Genomic DNA, 19,359 nt, shown 5'->3' with positions numbered 1-19,359 from the left:
GGTGCCGGCTCGGCTCCCAGACCGGCGCCGGTCGCCGCCCACCAGCCGACTCGCCCGGGAGCCGCCGACCGGGAGAGGACGTCATGAGCAGGATGCCCGCGCCGCCATCCACACCGGCGCCCGTATCTGAGTCCAGCCTGGCCGCACCGCCGGGGCCGGCTCCGGCGGCCGTCTCGGGAACCGACACAGGGGCGAGCGCAGGCACAGGCCCGGGCGCGGGCGCGGAAGCGCCGGCAACGCCCCGCCTGCGCCAGGACGCCGCCCGCAACCGGGACCGGATCATCACCGCGGCCTGCGAGGTCTTCGCCGAGCGTGGGATCGACGCCAACGTCGAGGAGATCGCCCGCCGGGCCGGTGTCGGGGTCGGCACGCTGTACCGGCGGTTCCCCACCAAGGAGCACCTGCTCGCGCAGCTCGCCGAGGATCTGCTGCGCGCGCTGCTGGACGACGCCCGGGCGGAGCTCGGCGCCACCGACGGCGCTGGCCTGGAACGGACGCTGCGCCGCTGCGCCGCCGTCCAGGTGAGCAAGCGCGGATACATGATGAAGATCTACGAAGCGGCTCAGCCGGACGAGCCGCGCATGGCCTTTCGCGAGGCGCTGGCGGAGCTGCTCGTCGAGGCCCAGCAGGCCGGCACGATACGACCGGATGTCACCATCACGGACATCGTGATGCTCATGTGGTCTCTACGCGGCGTGGTGGACATGTCCGCCCCGGCCGGCCTCAGCGCCGTCGAGCGTTACCTCGACCTGCTCCTGGCCGGGCTGCGCCCGGGGGCGGCCCCGCTCGCGCATCCACCCGTCCCGAATCTCTGAACGTGGCAACCCGCAAGAAGTGCGGATTTCAGCGGCGGCAGAGCATTTAGGAGAATCCCGAGCTTTGGACTTTGGCTGCTACCGAGCCAGAGTGGAGGATTTTGGTCGTTCCGACAGCCAAAATCCTCCACACTTGCGGATTACCAAATGACTCTACGCCCTTTTTGTCTTCCTTGCGGTTAATTGCCGATGCGGCGCGACGGTGCCGAATCCCGAGGGGAGGCCAGGCGTCGGGTGGCAACCGCCGCTGCCGTTGCCCGGCCGCGTCAGGCCGCGAACGCGGGGACTGCATCGCCCGGCCGACCACTCGTCCGGATCAGTGGGGCGGCCAGCGCACCGAGCAGCGCGACGGTCGCGCCCACCAGCAGCGCGACATGCAGGCCGGACATGAAGGCGGCGTGCGCGCCCGCGGCCACCGCATCGGCGACCTGCCCGGAGGCCCCGGTCGACGTCGGCACGAGACCCTGGACGACCTCCTCCGTCCCCTGCGCGGCCCGGGCGGCGATCTCGGGCGGCGCACCGGCGCTCACCGTCCTGTCGAACAGGACGCCCTCGACCCGGGCGGCCAGCACAGAACCCAGCACCGACGTCCCGATCGCGCCGCCGAGCTGCATGGCCGTGCTCTGCAGACCACCCGCGACCCCGGACAGCTCCAGCGGGGCGTTCCCGACGATGGCCTCGGCCGAGGCGACCGACACGAAGGCGATGCCCACCCCGATGGCGAGCAGCGACGGCCACAGCCGCAGGTAGGACGTGTGCGTGCCGAGCGTCGTCATCCAGAACAGGGCCAGCGACAGCACGAACATCCCGACGCCGATCGGCACCCGCGGGCCGAACCGGGTGGTCAGGCTGGCCGCCACCGGGCTGCCGACCATGAAGACCGCGGTCAGCGGAAGCAGCCTGAGACCGGTGTCGACGGCGGAGTATCCGTGCACGTTCTGCAGATAGAGAGTGAGGAAGAACAGCACACCGAACATGGCGAAGAAGTTCACCAGCACCAGGATGCTGCCGAGGGTGACCGACCTGTCCCGGAAGAGCGACATCGGCAGCAACGGCTGCGCCACTCGCAGCTCGGCCAGCACGAACAGCACCAGCAGGACGACCGCACCCCCGAGGAAGCCGAGCGTGTTCACGCTCCCCCAGCCCCAGGACTGTGCCTTCACCACCCCGTAGACCAGCGCGAACAGACCCCCGGACAGCAGGAGCAGACCAAGTGGGTCGAAGCGCTGCCCGGGCTCCTCGTTACGGCTTTCCCTGACCACCGCCAGGCCGACGACGAGGGCGACGACCCCGACCGGAATGTTGAGGTAGAACACCGACTCCCAGGAGACGTTCTCGACGAGAAGCCCGCCGATGATCGGGCCGGCCGCGATCGAGATCGCGGAGCTCGCCCCCCAGATTCCGATGGCGGAGTTGAGCTTCTCGGCCGGGAAGACCGAACGCAGCAACGCCAGCGTGTTCGGCATCAGCAGCGCACCGAACACACCCTGCAGCGCACGCCACACGATGACCTCGCCGATGCTGCCGGACAGGCCGACGAGCAGCGACGTCACCGCGAACCCGGCGATGCCGACGAGGAAGACCTTCTTCCGGCCGAACCGGTCACCGAGCTTGCCGCCGACGATCAGGAGCACCGCGAGCGCGAGCAGGTAGGCGTTCGTGACCCACTGCAGGCTCTGCAGGCTGGCGTCGAGATCGCGGGCGATGAACGGGTTCGCGATCGACACCACGGTGCCGTCGAGACCGACCATGATCACGCCGAGGGCGACACTGACCAGTGTCAGCCACGGGTTCGCCCGCAGCCTCTCCAGCCGGCCACCCCCGCTGGCCTGCGCACCCGCGTTCTTCCTCGCCCCGTCGGGCCGGTGCGCGGCGGTCGTGGACGGTGGTGAAGTCATTCGGGGTCTCCGCTCAGGTCAGGGGGTTCTACCAGCCTCACACCCCGCAAGCGAAGTGGCAACCGTGTGCCATTTAACATTCTGATGCCAGGATTGGTACCATCGCGGCCGGGGAGGCGGTCATGGGTCTTCGGGAGACGAAGAAGGAACGGACGCGCGAGGCACTCGCGGCGGCCGCGATGGCGCTGTTCACCGAGCGCGGCTACGAGGCGACGACCGTCGAGGACATCGCGGCCGCGGCCGAGGTGTCACCACGCACCTTCTTTCGCTACTACCCGGCGAAGGAGGACGTGGTCAGCGAGATCTTCCACTCCGGCGGCTTCGACGGCATCGTCGACGCCCGCCCCCCGGACGAACCCGTCATCGCCACGCTGCGTTCGGCGACCTTCACGGTGCTGCAGTCGTGCGCCGACAGCCCCGCCCCCGCGCTCGCCGTCCTGCGCATGGTCACCAGCCGGCCGGAGCTGAGCACGCGGCTGTCCGACGCACAGCGGGCGCGAACCGCCGCGCTGACCGCCTCGGTCATCGCCCGGCTGGGGCCGGACCACGACCCGCTCGCCGCCCGCCTGATCACCAGCTGGACGCTCGCCACCCTCGACGCCGTCCTGCTCCACTGGGAGACCTCGGACGGGCGGCTCGACCTGCTCGAGATCGGCAAGCGGGCCTTCGACCAGCTGGAACCGGCACTGCACTGCGTGCTTGGAACTAGCTGCGTGCTTGGAACCTAGCCGCGGGTTCGGAGGCTCAGGCCGTGGGCCTCGGGCGCATCACATCCGGGATGTCCATCTCGGCGTCGAGGACGCGCAGCAGCAGCGCGAGCAACTGCTGCTGCTCGGCCGCGGAGAGCACGTCGAAGGACTGCGGTGGAACCGTCATCAGCTCCCTGGCCCGCTCGACGACCTTGCGCCCATCCTCGGTGATCGCGACCGTCTTGGCGCGCCGGTCGGTCGGATGCGGTTCGCGCCGTGCGACGCCGCGGCGCTCGAGTGCGTCCACCATGCTCGTGATGTAGGACGGGTCCAGCTGGAAGAAGCCGACCAGCTCCCGCATGGGCCGCGGCCCCCCGCACAGCACGAGCAGCACCTTCAGCGCACCCGGCGGGAGGTCGACCTCCTGACAGACTCGGTGCAGTTGCCGCTGCCCCTCACCGGCCATGATCAGCACCTGGATGGCAAGCCAGGCCTCCTGCCCGGCCGAATGGATCACACCTCGACACTACCTCGCCCAACCCCGATCACGAACAATTTTTGTTGGCCGTAATCAATGTTTGACGTTACTCAACGATCGGCGGATGCTGGGCGACGACAGGGCCGCCGGAGGCACCGGTGGCCGCGACGGAACACGATCAGGGAGCCCGTGTGCCCGATCAACCAGATGGAACCGACCAGGCCGCCGGGGCTGCGACCAGGTCGACCACCGCGCCGGCGGCCGACGCCGGCAACGAGATCGACCCAGCGCTGCGGCGTCTCGCACTCACGGTCACGCTCGGCGCGATCATGGTCATCCTCGACACGACGATCGTCGCCGTCGCCATCGACCGCCTCGCACAGGACTTCGACACCTCCCTGTCGACGATCTCCTGGGTCACCACCGGCTACCTGCTGGCGCTGGCCATTGTCATCCCGGCGACCGGCTGGGCGGTGGAGCGCTTCGGCGCGACCCGGATGTGGAACATCTCGCTGACACTGTTCCTGCTGGGTAGCGCCCTGTGCGGCTTCGCCTGGTCAGCGGGCAGCCTGATCGCCTTCCGCGTCCTGCAGGGCCTCGGCGGCGGAATGATCATGCCGATCTGCATGACCCTGCTGGCCACGGCCGCCGGGCCGCAGCGGATGAACCGAATCATGAACGTCATCGGGATCCCGACCCTGCTCGCCCCGGTGCTCGGCCCGGTCCTCGGTGGCCTCATCGTCGACCATCTCGACTGGCGCTGGATCTTCTTCGTGAACCTGCCGGTCGGCGCGGTCGCGCTGATCGCCTCATGGCGGGTGCTGCCGCGCGACGACCGTGGGCAGGCGCACCACCGGCTCGACGTACCCGGGCTGCTGTTGATCTCCCCCGGTCTCGCGGGCCTCGTCTACGGTCTGTCCCAGGCCGGCTCCGACGGCGGTTTCGGCTCCGCGCAGGTCGTGATCAGCAGCGTGGTCGGCGTGGTGCTGCTGATCGTGTTCGTCGTGTACGCCCTGCGGCGCGGCGACGCCCTGCTGGACCTGCGGCTGTTCCGCGACCGCACGTTCACCCTCGCCAGCGTCACCACGTTCACGGTCGGTGCCGCCCTGTACGGCGGCATGTTCCTGCTGCCGCTGTACTACCAGGTCGCTCGCGGTCAGGGCGCGCTCGATGCAGGCCTGTCGATGATCCCGCAGGGGCTGGGCGCGATGGTCGGCATGCTGGTCGCCGGGCGGGTCGTCGACCGAGTCGGCCCCGGCTGGGTCATCCCCGTCGGCATGGCCGTCTGCGCCGCCGGCACAGTCGCCTACACCCAGGTCGACGCCCACACGAACGAGGTCATGCTTATGATCTTCCTCTTCGTGCGCGGGCTGGGCTTCGGCGCCTCGATGATGCCGGCGATGAGCGCGGCCTACCAGACCCTCGCCCCCGCGGCGGTTCCGCGGGCCACCACCACCCTGAACATCCTGCAGCGGGTCGGCGGCTCGCTGGCGACGGCGCTGGTCGCCGTCCAGCTGCAGCACGCCATCGCCAACCGTGTCCCGGCGGCGGGCGGCACCACGCTCGAGGGCGCCGCGCAGGTGGAGCTGCCCCCGGCGATCGCCGACAAGATCGGCGCCGCTTTCGGCGAGACGTTCTGGTGGATCGTCGGCCTCACGGTGATCGGCCTGCTCTCCGGGCTCTTCCTGCCGCGCCACGCCGCGGCTCACACCACCTCGGCCCCTGCCGAGCCGCCCGCCGTGCCGACGCAGAAGGCGGCAACGGACGAGGCTGCCGCATCGCCGGCTGCCGCCACCTCCGAACCGGAACCCGAGGCCACATCCGAGGCTGGGCCCGCACCCGAGGTCGAGGCGACCCCCGAGGCTGAGGTCGAGCCCGCACCCGAAGCCGAGGCCACGCCCAAGGTCGAGGCCACGTCCGAAGTCGAGCCCGTGTCGGAGGTCGAGGCCACGTCTGTACCCGAGGCCGAGGCCACGCCCGAAGCTGAGGCCACGCCCGAGGTCGAGGTCACGTCCGAGGTCACGTCCGCGTCTGAGCCCTCGCCCGAGGCCGAAGCCACGTCCACGGCTGAGACCGAGCCCGTGCTCGCGTCCGTGCTCGCGTCCACGTCCGAGGCCGAGACCGAGGGCGCCAAGTCCGCCTCCTGATCGATCCGGAGCTCCGTCGTGGCCGGAGACTGCCACAACGGAGCTCCTCAGCTGGAGCAGCGGTCCAGTACGGCACGCACGATTTCGTACCCCCACACCAACGACAATTCGTATCAAAGGCGGCAGAATTTGCCCGGGGTCAATCGGACTCCTGGCTGGACGGCTACCGGCCTCGCCACGAGGAGGAGCGAGTCGCGCGGCGGTTTACGCAGGACGTTCCGGGATGGCGGCCCTCGTAGGTGCCACCGCCGTGGCCGCCTTCCGACCGTTCGGGCATTCATTTCTGATTCCAATGGCGTTTTCGGCCAGTCCGCACCTTGAGCGGACCGGCTCCATAACGGACGGCGCCCGGGGCTCGATGCCGGCATCTCCTGCCCCCGGCGATGCCAACGATTCCCGGGCGTCGTCATCAGCTTCCCGCATATTGCACCGCACCAAGGGCGCCCTCCGAACCCACCCACCCACCCCAGAGCCACAGCTCATACGAGGTCGGCGCCGACCATGCGGGCGATGACCCGGTTTGACGAGGCCCAAGAATGAAGGATTTTGGTCGTTCCGACGACCAAAATCCTTCATTCTTGCCGATTGCCAAGTGACCCGGCGCGAATTTTGCGGATCTTATTGTGAACTGGCGGCTCTGCGTGGCGGGCGCGGGATCCCTGCCGCGCGACCTTGCGGCGTGCGGACACGGACCGGCAGGACAATGTCGGCGGCCCTGGATCCGCCGCTTCTCGGGATTTTCCTGCAGGCTCCCCCGCGACCACAATCCTCAGGTCTTGCCCAGCGGCATCGGCCTCCCAGAGCCCAGAGGATTGTCCACGCGCTCCCGCGTCAGGCGCGGTTCGTCTCCGCCGCCGGGGCGTCGTCGTCGCGTGCCCGTGGGCTGGGTACGGCGGCCTCGTGCTGGGCGGCGGCGATCGCCGCTGTCGCGTCGTAACGCGCCAGCGCCGGCACCGCGGCGGTAGCCAGGAGCACACCGCCGATGCAGGCCAGGCCCCCGCTGACGACGGAGAACGTCGGGGAGACCAGCGCGGCGGCGGTGCCCGCCTCCAGGTCGCCGATGCGGGGGCCACCGCTGACGACGACGAGGAAGACACCCTGTAGCCGCCCGCGCATTGCGTCCGGGGTGGCGACGTTGAGGATCGCGTTGCGGAACACGGCGCTGACCAGGTCGGCCATGCCGGCGACCGCCAGCAGCCCGACCGCGGCGACGACATTGTGGACGAGCCCGAACACGGCGATCGCCCCGCCCCAGACCACGATCGCCACCACCACCGCCAGCCCCTGGCGGCGGACCCGCCCGAGCGGGCCGGAGAGCGCGGCGCCGAGCAGCGACCCGGCGGCGACGGAGGAGTACAGCAGGCCCGCGGTGGCGCTCCCGCCGCCGAACTGGGTGCTGGCCAGCTCCGGGAACAGCGCGCGCGGCATCCCGAAGACCATGGCGATGATGTCGACGACGAACGTCATCATCACCACCGGTTGGCCGCGCAGGAACCGCAGTCCCTCACCGACACTGGCCACCCGCCGGCCTCCCGCCGGCAGTTCGGACGCGGATGCGGCCTCGGACGCGGCTGGGCCCGCGGAAGCTGCACCCGCGCCCGGTGCACCGGCGGCAGCTGCCGGGGCGGACGCGGCAAGCGCCGGCGCGGGGGGCATCGGCGGCAGCCGAAACAGGCCGTACAGGGCGGTACTGAAGCTGGCCAGGTCGAGGGCGTAGGCGAGGGGGTAGCCGCCGAGCGCGACGCTGGTTCCCGCGATCAGTGGACCGACGGTCATCGCGGTCGTGAAGCCGATCTGGGTCAGCGCGGTGGCTGCCGGCAGATCGCCCAGCCCCACCAGGTTCGGCGTCATCGCGCGCCGCGCCGGCCCGTCCACCGCCGCGAACGCGGACTGGACCGCGACCAGCAGGAGCAGCGGCCAGACCATACCGAGACCAGCTGCGACACCACCGCCACCGCCGGCGCCACCGTCACCGCCGGCGCCGTGTTCGAACAGCGAGAACAGCACCAGCCCGCCGGAGACGGCCGCCAGCCCGGTGGACGTCACCAGGGCGAGGCGGCGCCGGTCGACGCTGTCCGCGATGGCACCGCCGATCAGCCCGAGGCCGACCAGCGGCAGCAGAGCGACCAGGCTGACCACCCCGACCAGGAACGACGACCGGGTGAGGTCGTAGACCTGCACCGCCACGGCCGTCGCGGTGATCTGGGTGCCGATCGTCGAGACGGACTCGCCCACCCACAGCCGGCGGAAGGCCGGGTAGGTCCGCAGCGGGGTGAGGTCCGCCAGCAGGCCACGAACGGCACGTCCCGGGCCACGCCGCCCGCTCGAGGCCGTGCCGCGCCGATTGGTCGAGGTGGTGCCGCGTCGCCCGGTCAAGGCGCGGCCGAGCCGACGAGCTCGAAGGCGCGCCACATCGAGGCGTAGCGGCCGTCGGCCTCGAGCAGCTCGTCGTGGGAGCCGATCTCGGCGACGGCGCCGCGGTCGAGCACGACGATCCGGTCGGCGGTGCGGGCTGTCTGCAGGCGGTGCGCGATGACGATCGTGGTGCGGCTGCGCGCGACGCGCTGCATGGCGGTCGTGACCCGGTGCTCGGTGGCCAGGTCCAGGTTCGAGGTGGCCTCGTCCAGCAGGAGCAGCACCGGGTCGACCAACTCGGCCCGCGCGAGCGCGAGGAGCTGACGCTGCCCGGACGACAGCGAGCGGCCCCGCTCGGCCACCTCGTGGTCGTAGCCGCCGGGCAGGGTGACGATGAGCTCGTGCGCGCCGACCGCACGCGCCGCCGCCTCCACCTCGGCGTCGCTCGCCTCGGGACGTCCGTAGGCGATGTTGTCGCGGATGGACCCGCTGAACAGGAACGCCTCCTGGGGCACGTACCCGAGCCAGCGGCGGAACGTGCCGAGGTCGAGGGCCCGCAGGTCGAGCCCGTCGAGCCGTACCGCGCCCTCGTCGGGGTCGTAGAAGCGGGCGATCAGCTTGAGGACGGTCGACTTCCCGGCGCCGGTCTCCCCGACCAACGCCACCGTCTCACCGGGGGCGACCCGCAGGTCCACCCCGCGCAGCGCCTCGGGCGGCCGGGTGGGTGCGGCGGTCTCCAGCCGTGCGAACCGCGGGTCGGCGGGGCCCACCGCCAGCCGCGCGGCCTTCCGCTCGGCCTTTCGCGCCCGCGCTGACGCCTTTGCCGACGTCAGCGCCGCCGACGACATCTTCGGCGCCGTCGACGTCGCGTCGGTCTTCGCCGTGGGTGGCGCCGGGTAGGCGAAGCGCAGTCCATCCAGGGTCAGCTCGCCGCGCGGACGTCCCGGCGGGTCCACCGGGTGGCGCGGTTCGGGGGTGAGTGTCCGCAGCCGCATGAGCTCGGCGATGCGCGCCACCGACACCCGGGTCTGCTGCCAGGCGTCGAAGACCTGGGACAGCTGCTGGATCGGCGAGAAGAACATGTCGATGTAGAGGATGAAGGCGATCAGCGCGCCGACGCTGAGCTGCCCGTTCGCGATCAGCGCGGACCCGACCCCCAGCACGATCGCATCCGCGAGCGACGACAGGAACTGGACGAACGGGAAGTAGATCGCGACCAGCCGCTGCGCTCCCAGCCGAGCCCGCAGGTAGTCGCGGCCCAGCCCGTGGAAACGCTCGATGGTCGCGGTCTCGTGCACGAACGACTGTGCCTCGCGGATACCGGAGAGGCTCTCCTGGAAATCCGCGTTGACTATCGCGATCCGTTCCCGGGCGACGTCGTAGAGCGCCGCCGCCCGGCGGCGGAAGACCACGGTCGCCGCGGCCAGCGGGACGATGACGAGCAGCGTCAGCCCGCCGAGCTCCAGGTCGATGCTCAGCAGTGCCGCCCCGACGCCCCCGAAGGTCACCACCGAGACCAGCGCGGCCAGCAGGCCGTTCTCGATCAGCGACTCGAACTGGTCGACGTCCGTGGTCATCCTCGTCATGACCCGGCCGGACATCTCACGCTCGTAGTAGTCGAGGGAGAGCCGCTGCAGCTGGGCGAAGATGCGGATCCGCAGCGACAGCATGATGCGTTCGGCCGCCCGGCCGGTGACGAACGTCTCGGCGATCTGGTCCAGCAGGTCCGCCAGCGTCACCAGCAGGAAGACCGCCGACGCGGCCCACAGCACGGCGGACGAGCCTTCCGCGACACCGCTGTCGACACCGGTCTTGACCAGCACCGGCCCGGCGAGGCCGGCGGCGGCGTCCCCGATCACCAGCAGCAGGCCGACCAGCAGCGGGCGGCGGAACCTGCGCAGCAGCCGGAGCAGGCTGAACTCCGGGTCGGGCTGGCTCTCCACCGCAAGGTCGACGGTGGCGACGTCGCGCACCGGTGGCAGCGCGGCCACCCGGGCCAGCAGCTCCGGCGTCGGCGTCAGGTTCATCCGCCATCCGCCGCCGCCGCCGAGGCCGGCGCCGAGGCTGGGCGCCCCCACGGCCACCCCCGCGGCGGCCGGTCGGCGCGGGCGCGGGCGGCCACCGACCCGCGCCGCGCCCGCGCCCGCGCCGGCGCTCGCGTTCTCGGTCTCGGTCTCGGTCTCACCGGCGCTCGCGGTCCCGTACTCGCCGACGCTCTCGGTCCCGTTCTCGTCCAGGAGAGTGGCGAGGACCTCGACGCGGTCGCCGAGCTCATCGGCCAGCTCGGCGTCGAGCCCGGCCAGCAGAGCACGGTAGGTGCCGCTGCGTTCCTGCAACTCGTCATGGGTGCCCGACTCGACCACCCGGCCACCGTCGATCACCACGATCCGGTCGGCCAGATGCAACGTCGAGACACGGTGCGCGATGAGGATCGTGGTGCGGCCGGGCAGCAACTCGCGCAACGCGTCGTGGATGCGCTCCTCGGTGTGCGCGTCGACAGCGCTGGTCGCGTCGTCGAGCACCAGCACCCGGGGGTCGGTGAGCAGCGCGCGGGCCAGCGCGATCCGCTGGCGCTGGCCGCCGGACAACGACAGCCCCCGCTCACCGACGACCGTGTCATAGCCGCGGGGCAGGCCGACGATGAAGTCGTGCGCGGCCGCGGCCCGGGCCGCCGCCTCCACCTCGGCCTCGCTCGCGTCGGGACGTCCGAAGGCGATGTTCTCCCGTACCGACGCCGAGAACAGGAAGCTCTCCTCGAACGCGACCCCGACCTGAGAGCGCAGCGACCGCAGCCGCACCGACCGCAGGTCGTGGCCGTCGACCGTCACCCGGCCGGCGTCGGGGTCGTGGAAGCGGCTCAGCAGCGCCGCCACCGTCGACTTGCCGCTGCCGCTGGCCCCGATGATCGCGACCCGCTCCCCCGCGGCGATCCGGAGATCGAAACCACGCAGGATCGGCACGTCCGCCCGGTAGGCGAACTCGACCCCCTCGAAGGCGATCTCGCCGCGCAGCGGGCCGAGATCGACCGCGTCCGGGGCGTCGGCGATGGTCGGGGTGAGGCGCAGCAGCTGGAAGATCCGCTCGACGCCGGCCCTGGCCTGCTGGCCGACGGTGAGCACGCCCGCGAGCTGGCGCGCCGGGGCGGCGAACTGGCCGACGTACGTCGAGAACGCCAGGAAGGTGCCGATGGTCAGGTGCCCGTTCAGCGCCATCCAGCCGCCGACCGCGAGGATCGCGACCTGAGCGAATGCCGGGACGGCCTCCAGCAGCGGCTGGTAACGGGCCCGCAGCCGCACCGCGCGCATCCGCGAGCCGTACAGATCACCGGCCGCGTCGACGATCCGGTCCAGCTCGCGGCGCTCCTGGCCGAACGCCTTGACCACCCGGACCCCGTTGACGTCCTCGTCGACGATCTGCGCGACGCCGCCCTCGCGCTGCTGGGCATCCCAGGTGGCGGGGAACACGCGGGAGCGCAGCCGGTAGGACAGAGCGAACAGGGTCGGGACGACGGCGAGACTGATGAGCGCGAGCGGCGGCGAGAGGAAGATCATGATGATCAGCGTCGCGATCAGCATGAGCACGTTGCCCATCATGATCGGCAGCAGGCTGAGCAGCCCCTGCACCAGTGCCGAGTCCGAGTTCGCGCGGGCCACCAGCTGGCCCGTGGGGAGCCGGGAGAGATTGTCCTGGTCCAGGGTCTGCAGGTGGTCGTGCATCGCGTTGCGCAGGTCGAACTGCACGCCGAGGGCGACCCGACCACCCCGGTAGCGACGAACATAGGCGAAGCCGAACGCGCCCGCCGCCGCGGCGAGCAGAAGCAACAGCCAAGGCCACAGCGGGGACGTCCGCGCCACGATCACGTCGTCGACGATGTGCCGTGCGATCAGCGGGACGACGGCCTGGCAGGCACTTCCCAGCAGCGCCGCCGCCCAGGCCAGGGCGAGATCGCGGCGATGCAGCAGCAGGAAGCCCCACAGGCCACGCAGCCAGCCGGGGGCGGCGGCCGCATCTGCCCCGGGCGGGTGAGTGCCCGGCACATCCCTGGCAGGGGTCATCGTCACTCGCTCCGCCTGGGCCGCTCTGCCCGTTCCGAGCACCCCGACCGCTCTGACCGCACCGCCCGCTCCGAGCACCCCGACCGCTCTGACCGGTTACCCGCCGCGCGTTCGCTCATGAGCTCCTCCACCGCGGCGCCCAGCTGGCGAAGCACCGCCACCGCCCCGTCCGGGTCGGCGGTGCGCGCGATGATCTCCTGCAGACGCGTGGCCATCGCCCGCTCGGCCGCGTCGAACACGGCCCTGCCCTCGTCGGTCAGAGCCAGCGCGACGGCCCGCCGGTCCTCGTCGACGCTGCCGCGACTGAGCAGGCCGCGCTGGCGCAACGACTCGACCGCCGCGCTCACCGCCGGCTTGCCGAGCGCCAGCCGGTGCGCAATGCGGGACGCCCGCTCGTCCCCTGCCGCGATCTGGGCGAGCACGCGGTACTGGGCGAGGCTCAGTCCGTCCAGGGAGCGTTCAAGGACCCTCGACAGCCGGGTGACCGTACGGACACTGTCGACGGGAATGTCAGAACCCACCCCACGACCGTAGCAAGTGGTTCGAGCTTCGAACTAGTAGAGCGTGGCGGATGTCTCCTGACCGTCGACGTCGTCAGCCGCCTCGGCAGCAGCCGCGTCAGCCGCGTCAGCCGCCTCGACCCCGAGGATGCCGCGGGTCACCTGCAGGAGAAGGGCGGTCAGCGTCTCGTCGTCGATGCCCGCCACAAGCGGATGGGAGACGCCGCCACCGAGCGCGGCGGAGAGCATCGCCACACGCACCCGTGTCTCCCGCTCGGGCGCCGCTTCACCGATCAACAACCGGTAGATCCGCTCGATCAGATGCTGGAACGGCGGATGAGACCCGAGGAAGCGAACCATCACCGGATCACTGCGGAGCACGCTGGTCTCCCGGCGCCGCCGGACCGCGGTGTCGACAACCTTGGCGAGCAGGACGTCCCGGGCGCGGTCGCGGCGCGACTCGGCCTCGGCGGCCTCCACCGCCTCCACCAGCTCAGCGAGCCCCAGCTCGGCCACCGCCAGGACGATCTCCTCCTTCGTCCTGAACTGGTGGTACACGGCCGCCTTGGTCACACCGATGGCGCCCGCGATCATCTGCAGCGACGTCCCGCTCACGCCGTGGGTCGCGAAGAGCTCCAGGGCCGCGGTCAGGACCCGGGTCTGGGCGGCGCTCCAGCCCGCAGCCGGAGTGCGACTGCCCTCCGACGGCCCGGGGGTGGACATACCCGCAGGATACCGGGCTGCGATCGAGTGTCACCCGAACCGGGCGCCGCCACCGTGGCAGGTGGGGGCGGCATCGCAGGGACGTCACATCGGCGGACGGCGGACAATCCACTGACCTCGTGTTTCCAGCGCTAGCCAAAAACCGGCCGACGCGCAAGGGATTCAACTTAAGAAAGCGTTCGGATGGCACTTTACGGCCGGTACAGCAACACCCTTCTTGCACTGGATAGCCGATCGGCTATCCTGTCTTTCACTGACGTTCCGATCATTCACCAACCAGCACACCGGCGACCAGGCCGAGTCTCGCCGGGCGGCACTCCTGGGCGCCGTTTCCGCTGCGCTCCGGCGTCCTTCGATGGTGTTTTTCGCCGACCCCACCACGGCCCAGGGCACATCATTTACCCAGCCTTCCTTCTGTGCGCGCCAGACATCTCGAAGAGTCCGCACGAACCCCCGCTCACCGGTCACCATCCGGTACCGGACGGTGGCCCCGCATCCAGATACTCCCGGTCGCCGGGAAAACCTCAGGAGGCGCTATGAACTCGATCCTCGCACTTGCCCGCCGATTAGCCGTCCCGTTGGCCGCGATCTGCCTGGCCGCCGCGTGCACGAACTCCGGCGGCGACACCGACGGCCAGACCGGCCCTCCCCCCGCCCCGCCCGGCACCGTTCCCGGAGTGACCTCCAGCGAGATCCGCTTCGCCGTTCTCGCCACCGGTTCCAACAACCCCATCGGAACCTGCATCATGGAGTGCTTCACCCAGGGCATCGAGGACTACTTCTCGTTCCGGAACAGCGCGGGCGGGGCGCACGGCCGGAAGCTGGTCGTCACCACCCGGGTCGACGACCAGCTGGGCAAGAACAAGGAAGGCGCCCTGCAGATAATCTCCGCGAACGACACGTTCGCCACGTTCGGCGCCGCCCAGCTCCCGACCGGCTGGGACGATCTCTACAAGGCCGGGATCCCGCAGTACGTCTGGGCCATCCAGTCGGAGGCGATGAACGGTAAGGACTCGATCTTCGGCAACATCGCGCCGACCTGCCTGGACTGCACGATCAGGAGCTTCGCGTACGTCGCGGAGAAGAAGAAGGCGACCAGGATCGCCGCGCTCGGCTACAACGTCCCCGGTGCGCCGAAGAAATGCGTCGGCACTATCACGGACACCATCAGCCTCTATTCCGGGGAGACCGGGCAGCAGATCGTCTACTCCAACGACAACATGACGTACGGCCTGCCCAACGGGGTCGGGCCGGAGGTGTCGGCGATGCGCGCCGCAGGGGTGGACATGGTCATCGGGTGCTTCGACCTCAACGGCATGAAGACACTGGCCCAGGAGATGGAGCGCCAGGGTCTGGCCGACGTCCCGATGTACCACCTGAACACCTATGACCACGCCTTCGTGGCCGCGGCGGGCGACCTGTTCGAGGGTGATGTCGTCACCGTTCTCTTCCGCCCCTTCGAGGCCACCTCCAGGAGCGGTGGAATTGCCGAGTACCTCCGGTGGACCAGCCGGGGCGGACACCAGCCCACCGAGGCCGGCATGAACGGATGGATCAACGCCGACCTCGCCTACCAGGGGCTGCTCGCCGCCGGGCCGAATTTCGACCGGAAGTCCGTCGTGGCGGCGACGAACAGGATGACCGACTACGACGCCGGCGGCCTGGTCAACCCCATCGACTGGTCGCGGCAACATGAATGGCCGACCCAGGACGATCCCGCCACCCACGGCTACCGGCAGGAATGCTACGCGTTCGTCGAGATACGGAACGGAAAGTTCCAGATCTTCGGCGGCACCACTGAAAAGCCCTTCGTCTGTTGGCAGAACAAGGACCGGTCCTGGTCCGAGCCGACGCCAACCAGCTTCGGCTGAGCACCGGCCAGACGCCGCGGAACGAGGCCAGGCGTCACCAGGCGGAGCTGCCTGGCCTCGACACCGCGCGGATGCCCGGTGCCCATCTCAGGTCCGTCTCGTGTCCGTCTCGTGTCCGTCTGACCGACCGTCTCGTGTCCGCCTGACCGAACGGTCCACCTGATCGCAGGCGCAGGACGAGCCCGTTCTCAGGGTTTCCACATTCTGCTCGCGTCTCACGCAGACGAACGAATGGTGCCGTGATCGCATGCGGAGACACACTCCACTCAGTGATCACGGGCCGACGAGCGCAGCGCCGCACCACCGAGCGGCGGGAGCCCGCTGATGGCGCGGCACCGGAGCTTCGGCCGGCGGGCTCGCCTCGGGGCCGCCGGGCTGGTCGGCCTGATCGGCCTGACGGTGACGGCGGCCACCGGATTAGCAGCTCGTTCGTCGGACGCCGTGGCCGGCGCGCAGGCCGCGGGCGGCACGCTCTCCGCGGTCAATGCGGCGAGCACGACCGAGCGGCCGAACTTCGTCCTCATCCTCGCCGACGACCTCGACCAGACGACGTCGCCGTACTGGGACGCGATGCCGCACACCGCGGCCCTGATCCGGGACTCCGGGCTGACCTTCACCGACAGTTTCGCCCCGACCCCGATCTGCTGCCCGGCCCGCGGCACGATCCTGACCGGCAAGTACGGCCACAACACCGGAGTCCTCACGAACGCCGGTGACAGCGGCGGCTGGGCCACCTTCGCCGCGAACGGCAACGAAGAGCACACCTTCGCGAAGTACCTCAGCGACGCCGGCTACCGCACGGGCCTCGCCGGCAAGTACATGAACGGAATCGAGGACGCCCCCGACCACATTCCACCCGGCTGGTCCGAGTGGTACGGCAGCGTCGACAACAACTTCTACACCGGCTACAACTACACCCTGAACGAGAACGGCACCCTCGTGCAGTACGGAGGGACCGAGGACCCGGCGAACTACTCCACCGACGTCGTCGCCGCGAAATCCACCGACTTCATCCGTCGCGCGGCCGCCGACGACACCCCGTTCTTCTGGTATGCGGCCTCGACCGCTCCGCACCTGCCGCTGCCCCCCGCCCCGCGGCACGCGGACAATCCGTACGCCGACGACACCGCCCCACGGACACCGAACTTCAACGAGGCCGACGTCTCCGACAAGCCATGGTGGCTGCAGGAGAGCGCCCAGCTGCGCTCCGCCCGGGTGGCCGCGACCAACGACGCGGACTACCAGGACCGAATGGGCTCCCTGTACGCGCTCGACGAGATGGTCGCCGGCATCGTCGAGACCCTGCGGGACACCGGCGAGCTGGACAACACCTACCTGATCTTCACCTCCGACAACGGCTACAACCTCGGCTCCCACCGGCTGACCCAGAAGATGGCCCCCTACGAGGAGTCACTGCGGGTTCCGCTGGTCGCCGCGGGGCCCGGCGTCGAGAAAGGCACCGACGGCCACATGGTCGCCCAGATCGACCTGGCGCCCACCTTCCTCGACCTGGCCGGCGTGCCGATTCCCGCGGACGTCGACGGCCAGTCGCTGGCACCGCTGCTGCGCGGGCAGACCCCGACCTCCTGGCGCACCGACCTGCTCGGGCAGTACGCCGGCCCGGGTGTCGACGGGCAGGACGGAGTCGCCCAGGAAGCGGTCGAGAACGTGACCGGAGTGTTCCTCGACATTCCCCCGTGGAGCGCGATCCGGACCGAGGACCACCTGTACGTCCGCTGGTACGACGCCGACCGCAATCCGGGCGTCCACCAGCGCGAGCTCTACGACCTGCACGCCGACCCGTACGAGCTCACGAACCTGCTGGCCACACCGCAGGGCAGGGCCACGAACGCGGCCCTCGTCGCACAGCTGGACGCCCGCCTGGACGCCCTCGCCACCTGCGCCGGAGCATCCTGCCGGACCTGACCCACCACCCGCCGAACCAGCCCCGCGCCCGGAGCGAGGGGGTCGCCCGCTGGCCGGACGGACGTCCCGTGCCCGGCCAGCGGGCCATCGAGCCGGCCGACGCCGGTTCTCCGGCCCCAGACCGCAGGCCCCGGATCTCGCGGGCCTCGGATCTCTGCCCTCAGCCGTCAGGCTCAAGGATCAGGGCTCAGGTGGATGCCTGGTCGCTGTCCCTCATCGCCCCCCAGCCGTGCCAGCGCTCGATCTCGATCCAGGCGCTGACGCGGGCGCGGACCCGGTCCGGATAGGGCTTGCCGGTGTAGTGGCGGGAGATGCGGTCGATGTCGACCAGGCCCTCGTCATCCTGCATCGCGTTGACGCGGCCGATCAGCGTCACATGCGTGTACCAGTCGTCGGTGGCGAGGGCGGTAAGGGTGACACGAGGGTCACGGCGCAGGTGTTGCAGGCGCACCCGGCCTTCGTCCAGGCTGATCAGTACCCGGCCGTCGTCCCACACGTACCAGGTGGGGGTGGAGACCGGCGTGCCGTCCGCACGCAGCGTCGCCATCACGCACGGGTTCGGTCGGCGCAGCAGCTCGACGGCCTCGGGCGGCAGCGGCGGCTTTGACATCGGGTTCCTCCCGGTTGGGCTGGGCTCAGCCAAGCAGTTTGAGCAGTTCGGCAGCCACCGGGGCCGACGATGCCGGGTTCTGGCCGGTGACGACGTTGCGGTCGACCTCGACATGCGGTGCCCAGGGCTCGCCCACCTCGACCTTCAGGCCCGCCGCGGTCAGGCGGTCCTGAAGCAGCCAGCGGGCCTTCTCGGCGAAGCCCGCCAACCGCTCCTCCGCGTTGGTGAACCCGGTGATGCGATAGCCGGCGTACGCGTTGGCACCATCTGGCCCGACCGCAGCCAGCAACGCGGCCGGGCCATGGCACACCACGCCCACCGGCAGGCCACGTTGCAGTGCCTGGGCCAGGATGCGACCGGAGTCGGCGTCGACCGCCAGGTCCTCCATCGGCCCGTGGCCACCGGGGACGTACACGGCGTCGTACTCGTCGAGACGCACATCGGCGAGCGCCACCGGGGCGCGGAACTCGGCGGCCTCACCCAGCGCCTTCTCCAGCTTCGCCGCCGTCTCCGGGCCACCGGCGGCATCCGGCGTGAGACTGGCGGGATCGACGGGCGGGACCACGCCGCCAGGTGTCGCCACGGTGATCTCGTGGCCGGCGGACCTGAACTCCTCGTAGGGGATCAGAGCCTCCTCGGCCCAGAAGCCGGTGCGGTGCGCCGTCCCGTCGGCCAGCGTCCACCGGTCGGAGCCGGTCACCACAAAGAGGATCTTCAACATAGGACGTTCCTACCCCACGTTGCGCGCCCTGCCCCCTCGACCCGCCCCAACCGCCGGCCATCTTCTGCGTCTTACCGAACGAAACGACCAGATTCGATCGAAACAGAGCCTTCGCAGACTGGCGCCAGTCAAGATCGCTGGCCGATGGGTAGGGGGTTCGCGCTCCACGAACGTCGCCGGACCTCCGAGAGCCCGAGAGCCCGGCAGCACGGTTTGGCGAGTCGCAAAAGTGAAGGATTTTGGTTGTTCCGACGCCGGGTAGCCGGCGGGGGTTTCACCCGCCGGCCCCCACAGATCCGGACGTGACACTCTCGCGTCATCCGGCTCGTGCTATCCGCTGGCCGTGGAGAGCGTCCAGTGGGCGAAGAGGGTGGGTCTGCGGCGTTTGATCGCCAGCAGTGTCCTCCAGGCCCGTCCCGGACGTCCCCTGAACCGTCTGTACTTGCGTTGCAGCCATCGGACCAGGTAGCGGTCGATGGAGTAGAGGACTGGATACAATGCGGACCGTCGGAACGCCCCGAAGTAGTTGATCCAGCCCCTGGTCACCGGATTGATCTCCGATGCCAGGTCT

Annotated in this window: 14 protein-coding genes; 5 read left to right on the top strand and 9 right to left on the bottom strand. The window is 70.4% G+C overall.

The features are described from left to right. The first annotated feature begins 83 nt into the window (after positions 1 to 83). Positions 84 to 815, top strand: a complete 732-nt coding sequence (locus AWX74_RS35640; RefSeq protein WP_091285863.1) for a TetR/AcrR family transcriptional regulator — start codon at positions 84 to 86, stop codon at positions 813 to 815. A gap of 266 nt (positions 816 to 1,081) precedes the next feature. On the opposite strand, the gene AWX74_RS35635 is transcribed toward AWX74_RS35640, so the two are convergent. Continuing rightward, positions 1,082 to 2,713: an MFS transporter gene (locus tag AWX74_RS35635; RefSeq protein WP_165615927.1), complete on the bottom strand. Its 1,632-nt coding sequence runs from the start codon at positions 2,711 to 2,713 to the stop codon at positions 1,082 to 1,084. Between the two features lie 122 nt (positions 2,714 to 2,835). Between AWX74_RS35635 and AWX74_RS35630 the strand changes: the two genes are divergently transcribed. Next, entirely contained in the window at positions 2,836 to 3,441 is a 606-nt protein-coding gene (locus AWX74_RS35630) for a TetR family transcriptional regulator (protein ID WP_091285860.1), read from the top strand. Between the two features lie 16 nt (positions 3,442 to 3,457). Here AWX74_RS35630 and AWX74_RS35625 read toward each other — a convergent pair whose 3' ends face one another. Beyond that, positions 3,458 to 3,919 (bottom strand): MarR family winged helix-turn-helix transcriptional regulator, encoded by a 462-nt coding sequence (locus AWX74_RS35625; RefSeq protein ID WP_091285857.1) that lies wholly within the window; start codon positions 3,917 to 3,919, stop codon positions 3,458 to 3,460. 152 nt (positions 3,920 to 4,071) lie between these two features. Here AWX74_RS35625 and AWX74_RS35620 point away from each other — a divergent pair, with 152 nt between their 5' ends. Continuing rightward, positions 4,072 to 6,027 (top strand): DHA2 family efflux MFS transporter permease subunit, encoded by a 1,956-nt coding sequence (locus AWX74_RS35620; RefSeq protein ID WP_091285932.1) that lies wholly within the window; start codon positions 4,072 to 4,074, stop codon positions 6,025 to 6,027. An 831-nt stretch (positions 6,028 to 6,858) separates the two neighbouring features. On the opposite strand, the gene AWX74_RS35615 is transcribed toward AWX74_RS35620, so the two are convergent. From AWX74_RS35615 to AWX74_RS35600, 4 genes are read right to left on the bottom strand one after another with little or no spacing between them, the layout of a single operon-like run. Next, on the bottom strand, positions 6,859 to 8,403 hold the full coding sequence (locus AWX74_RS35615; RefSeq protein ID WP_091285928.1) for an MFS transporter: 1,545 nt from the start codon (positions 8,401 to 8,403) through the stop codon (positions 6,859 to 6,861). Further along, the gene (locus tag AWX74_RS35610) at positions 8,400 to 12,437 is read right to left on the bottom strand and encodes an ABC transporter ATP-binding protein (protein ID WP_091285854.1); all 4,038 of its coding nucleotides are present in this window, start codon (positions 12,435 to 12,437) and stop codon (positions 8,400 to 8,402) included. The genes AWX74_RS35615 and AWX74_RS35610 overlap by 4 nt, the downstream gene beginning before the upstream one ends. A 2-nt stretch (positions 12,438 to 12,439) precedes the next feature. Further along, a complete protein-coding gene (locus AWX74_RS35605; protein ID WP_091285850.1) occupies positions 12,440 to 12,958 on the bottom strand; it encodes a MarR family winged helix-turn-helix transcriptional regulator in 519 nt (172 codons plus the stop codon). 33 nt (positions 12,959 to 12,991) lie between these two features. Next, the gene (locus tag AWX74_RS35600) at positions 12,992 to 13,660 is read right to left on the bottom strand and encodes a TetR/AcrR family transcriptional regulator (protein WP_226931218.1); all 669 of its coding nucleotides are present in this window, start codon (positions 13,658 to 13,660) and stop codon (positions 12,992 to 12,994) included. 536 nt (positions 13,661 to 14,196) lie between these two features. Here AWX74_RS35600 and AWX74_RS35595 point away from each other — a divergent pair. Continuing rightward, positions 14,197 to 15,531, top strand: coding sequence for an ABC transporter substrate-binding protein (locus AWX74_RS35595; protein ID WP_091285846.1), 1,335 nt, complete (start codon positions 14,197 to 14,199; stop codon positions 15,529 to 15,531). A gap of 324 nt (positions 15,532 to 15,855) precedes the next feature. Continuing rightward, positions 15,856 to 17,457, top strand: a complete 1,602-nt coding sequence (locus AWX74_RS35590; RefSeq protein WP_091285843.1) for a sulfatase family protein — start codon at positions 15,856 to 15,858, stop codon at positions 17,455 to 17,457. A 187-nt stretch (positions 17,458 to 17,644) separates the two neighbouring features. On the opposite strand, the gene AWX74_RS35585 is transcribed toward AWX74_RS35590, so the two are convergent. The 3 genes from AWX74_RS35585 to AWX74_RS35575 all read right to left on the bottom strand — a co-directional run. Next, complete coding sequence (locus AWX74_RS35585) at positions 17,645 to 18,067, bottom strand: PPOX class F420-dependent oxidoreductase (RefSeq protein WP_091285839.1); 423 nt, start codon at positions 18,065 to 18,067, stop codon at positions 17,645 to 17,647. Between the two features lie 25 nt (positions 18,068 to 18,092). Then, entirely contained in the window at positions 18,093 to 18,788 is a 696-nt protein-coding gene (locus tag AWX74_RS35580) for a type 1 glutamine amidotransferase domain-containing protein (RefSeq protein WP_091285835.1), read from the bottom strand. A gap of 330 nt (positions 18,789 to 19,118) precedes the next feature. Continuing rightward, on the bottom strand, positions 19,119 to 19,359 hold a 241-nt coding region (locus tag AWX74_RS35575; RefSeq protein ID WP_278184684.1), incomplete at its 5' end, for a group II intron maturase-specific domain-containing protein.

This window comes from Parafrankia irregularis (assembly GCF_001536285.1).
Lineage (GTDB): Bacteria > Actinomycetota > Actinomycetes > Frankiales > Frankiaceae > Parafrankia > Parafrankia irregularis.
The sequence above is the reverse complement of the archived record's forward strand: the minus strand, read 5'-3'. Positions and strand labels throughout refer to the sequence as shown.

Bases quoted from the DNA above. Each gene is read 5' to 3' on its own strand.
- AWX74_RS35640 (WP_091285863.1), top strand. From the start codon at position 84: ATGAGCAGGATGCCCGCGCCGCCATCCACACCGGCGCCCGTATCTGAG.
- AWX74_RS35635 (WP_165615927.1), bottom strand. From the start codon at position 2,713: ATGACTTCACCACCGTCCACGACCGCCGCGCACCGGCCCGACGGGGCG.
- AWX74_RS35630 (WP_091285860.1), top strand. From the start codon at position 2,836: ATGGGTCTTCGGGAGACGAAGAAGGAACGGACGCGCGAGGCACTCGCG.
- AWX74_RS35610 (WP_091285854.1), bottom strand. From the start codon at position 12,437: ATGACCCCTGCCAGGGATGTGCCGGGCACTCACCCGCCCGGGGCAGAT.
- AWX74_RS35600 (WP_226931218.1), bottom strand. From the start codon at position 13,660: ATGTCCACCCCCGGGCCGTCGGAGGGCAGTCGCACTCCGGCTGCGGGC.
- AWX74_RS35595 (WP_091285846.1), top strand. From the start codon at position 14,197: ATGAACTCGATCCTCGCACTTGCCCGCCGATTAGCCGTCCCGTTGGCC.
- AWX74_RS35590 (WP_091285843.1), top strand. From the start codon at position 15,856: ATGGCGCGGCACCGGAGCTTCGGCCGGCGGGCTCGCCTCGGGGCCGCC.
- AWX74_RS35585 (WP_091285839.1), bottom strand. From the start codon at position 18,067: ATGTCAAAGCCGCCGCTGCCGCCCGAGGCCGTCGAGCTGCTGCGCCGA.
- AWX74_RS35580 (WP_091285835.1), bottom strand. From the start codon at position 18,788: ATGTTGAAGATCCTCTTTGTGGTGACCGGCTCCGACCGGTGGACGCTG.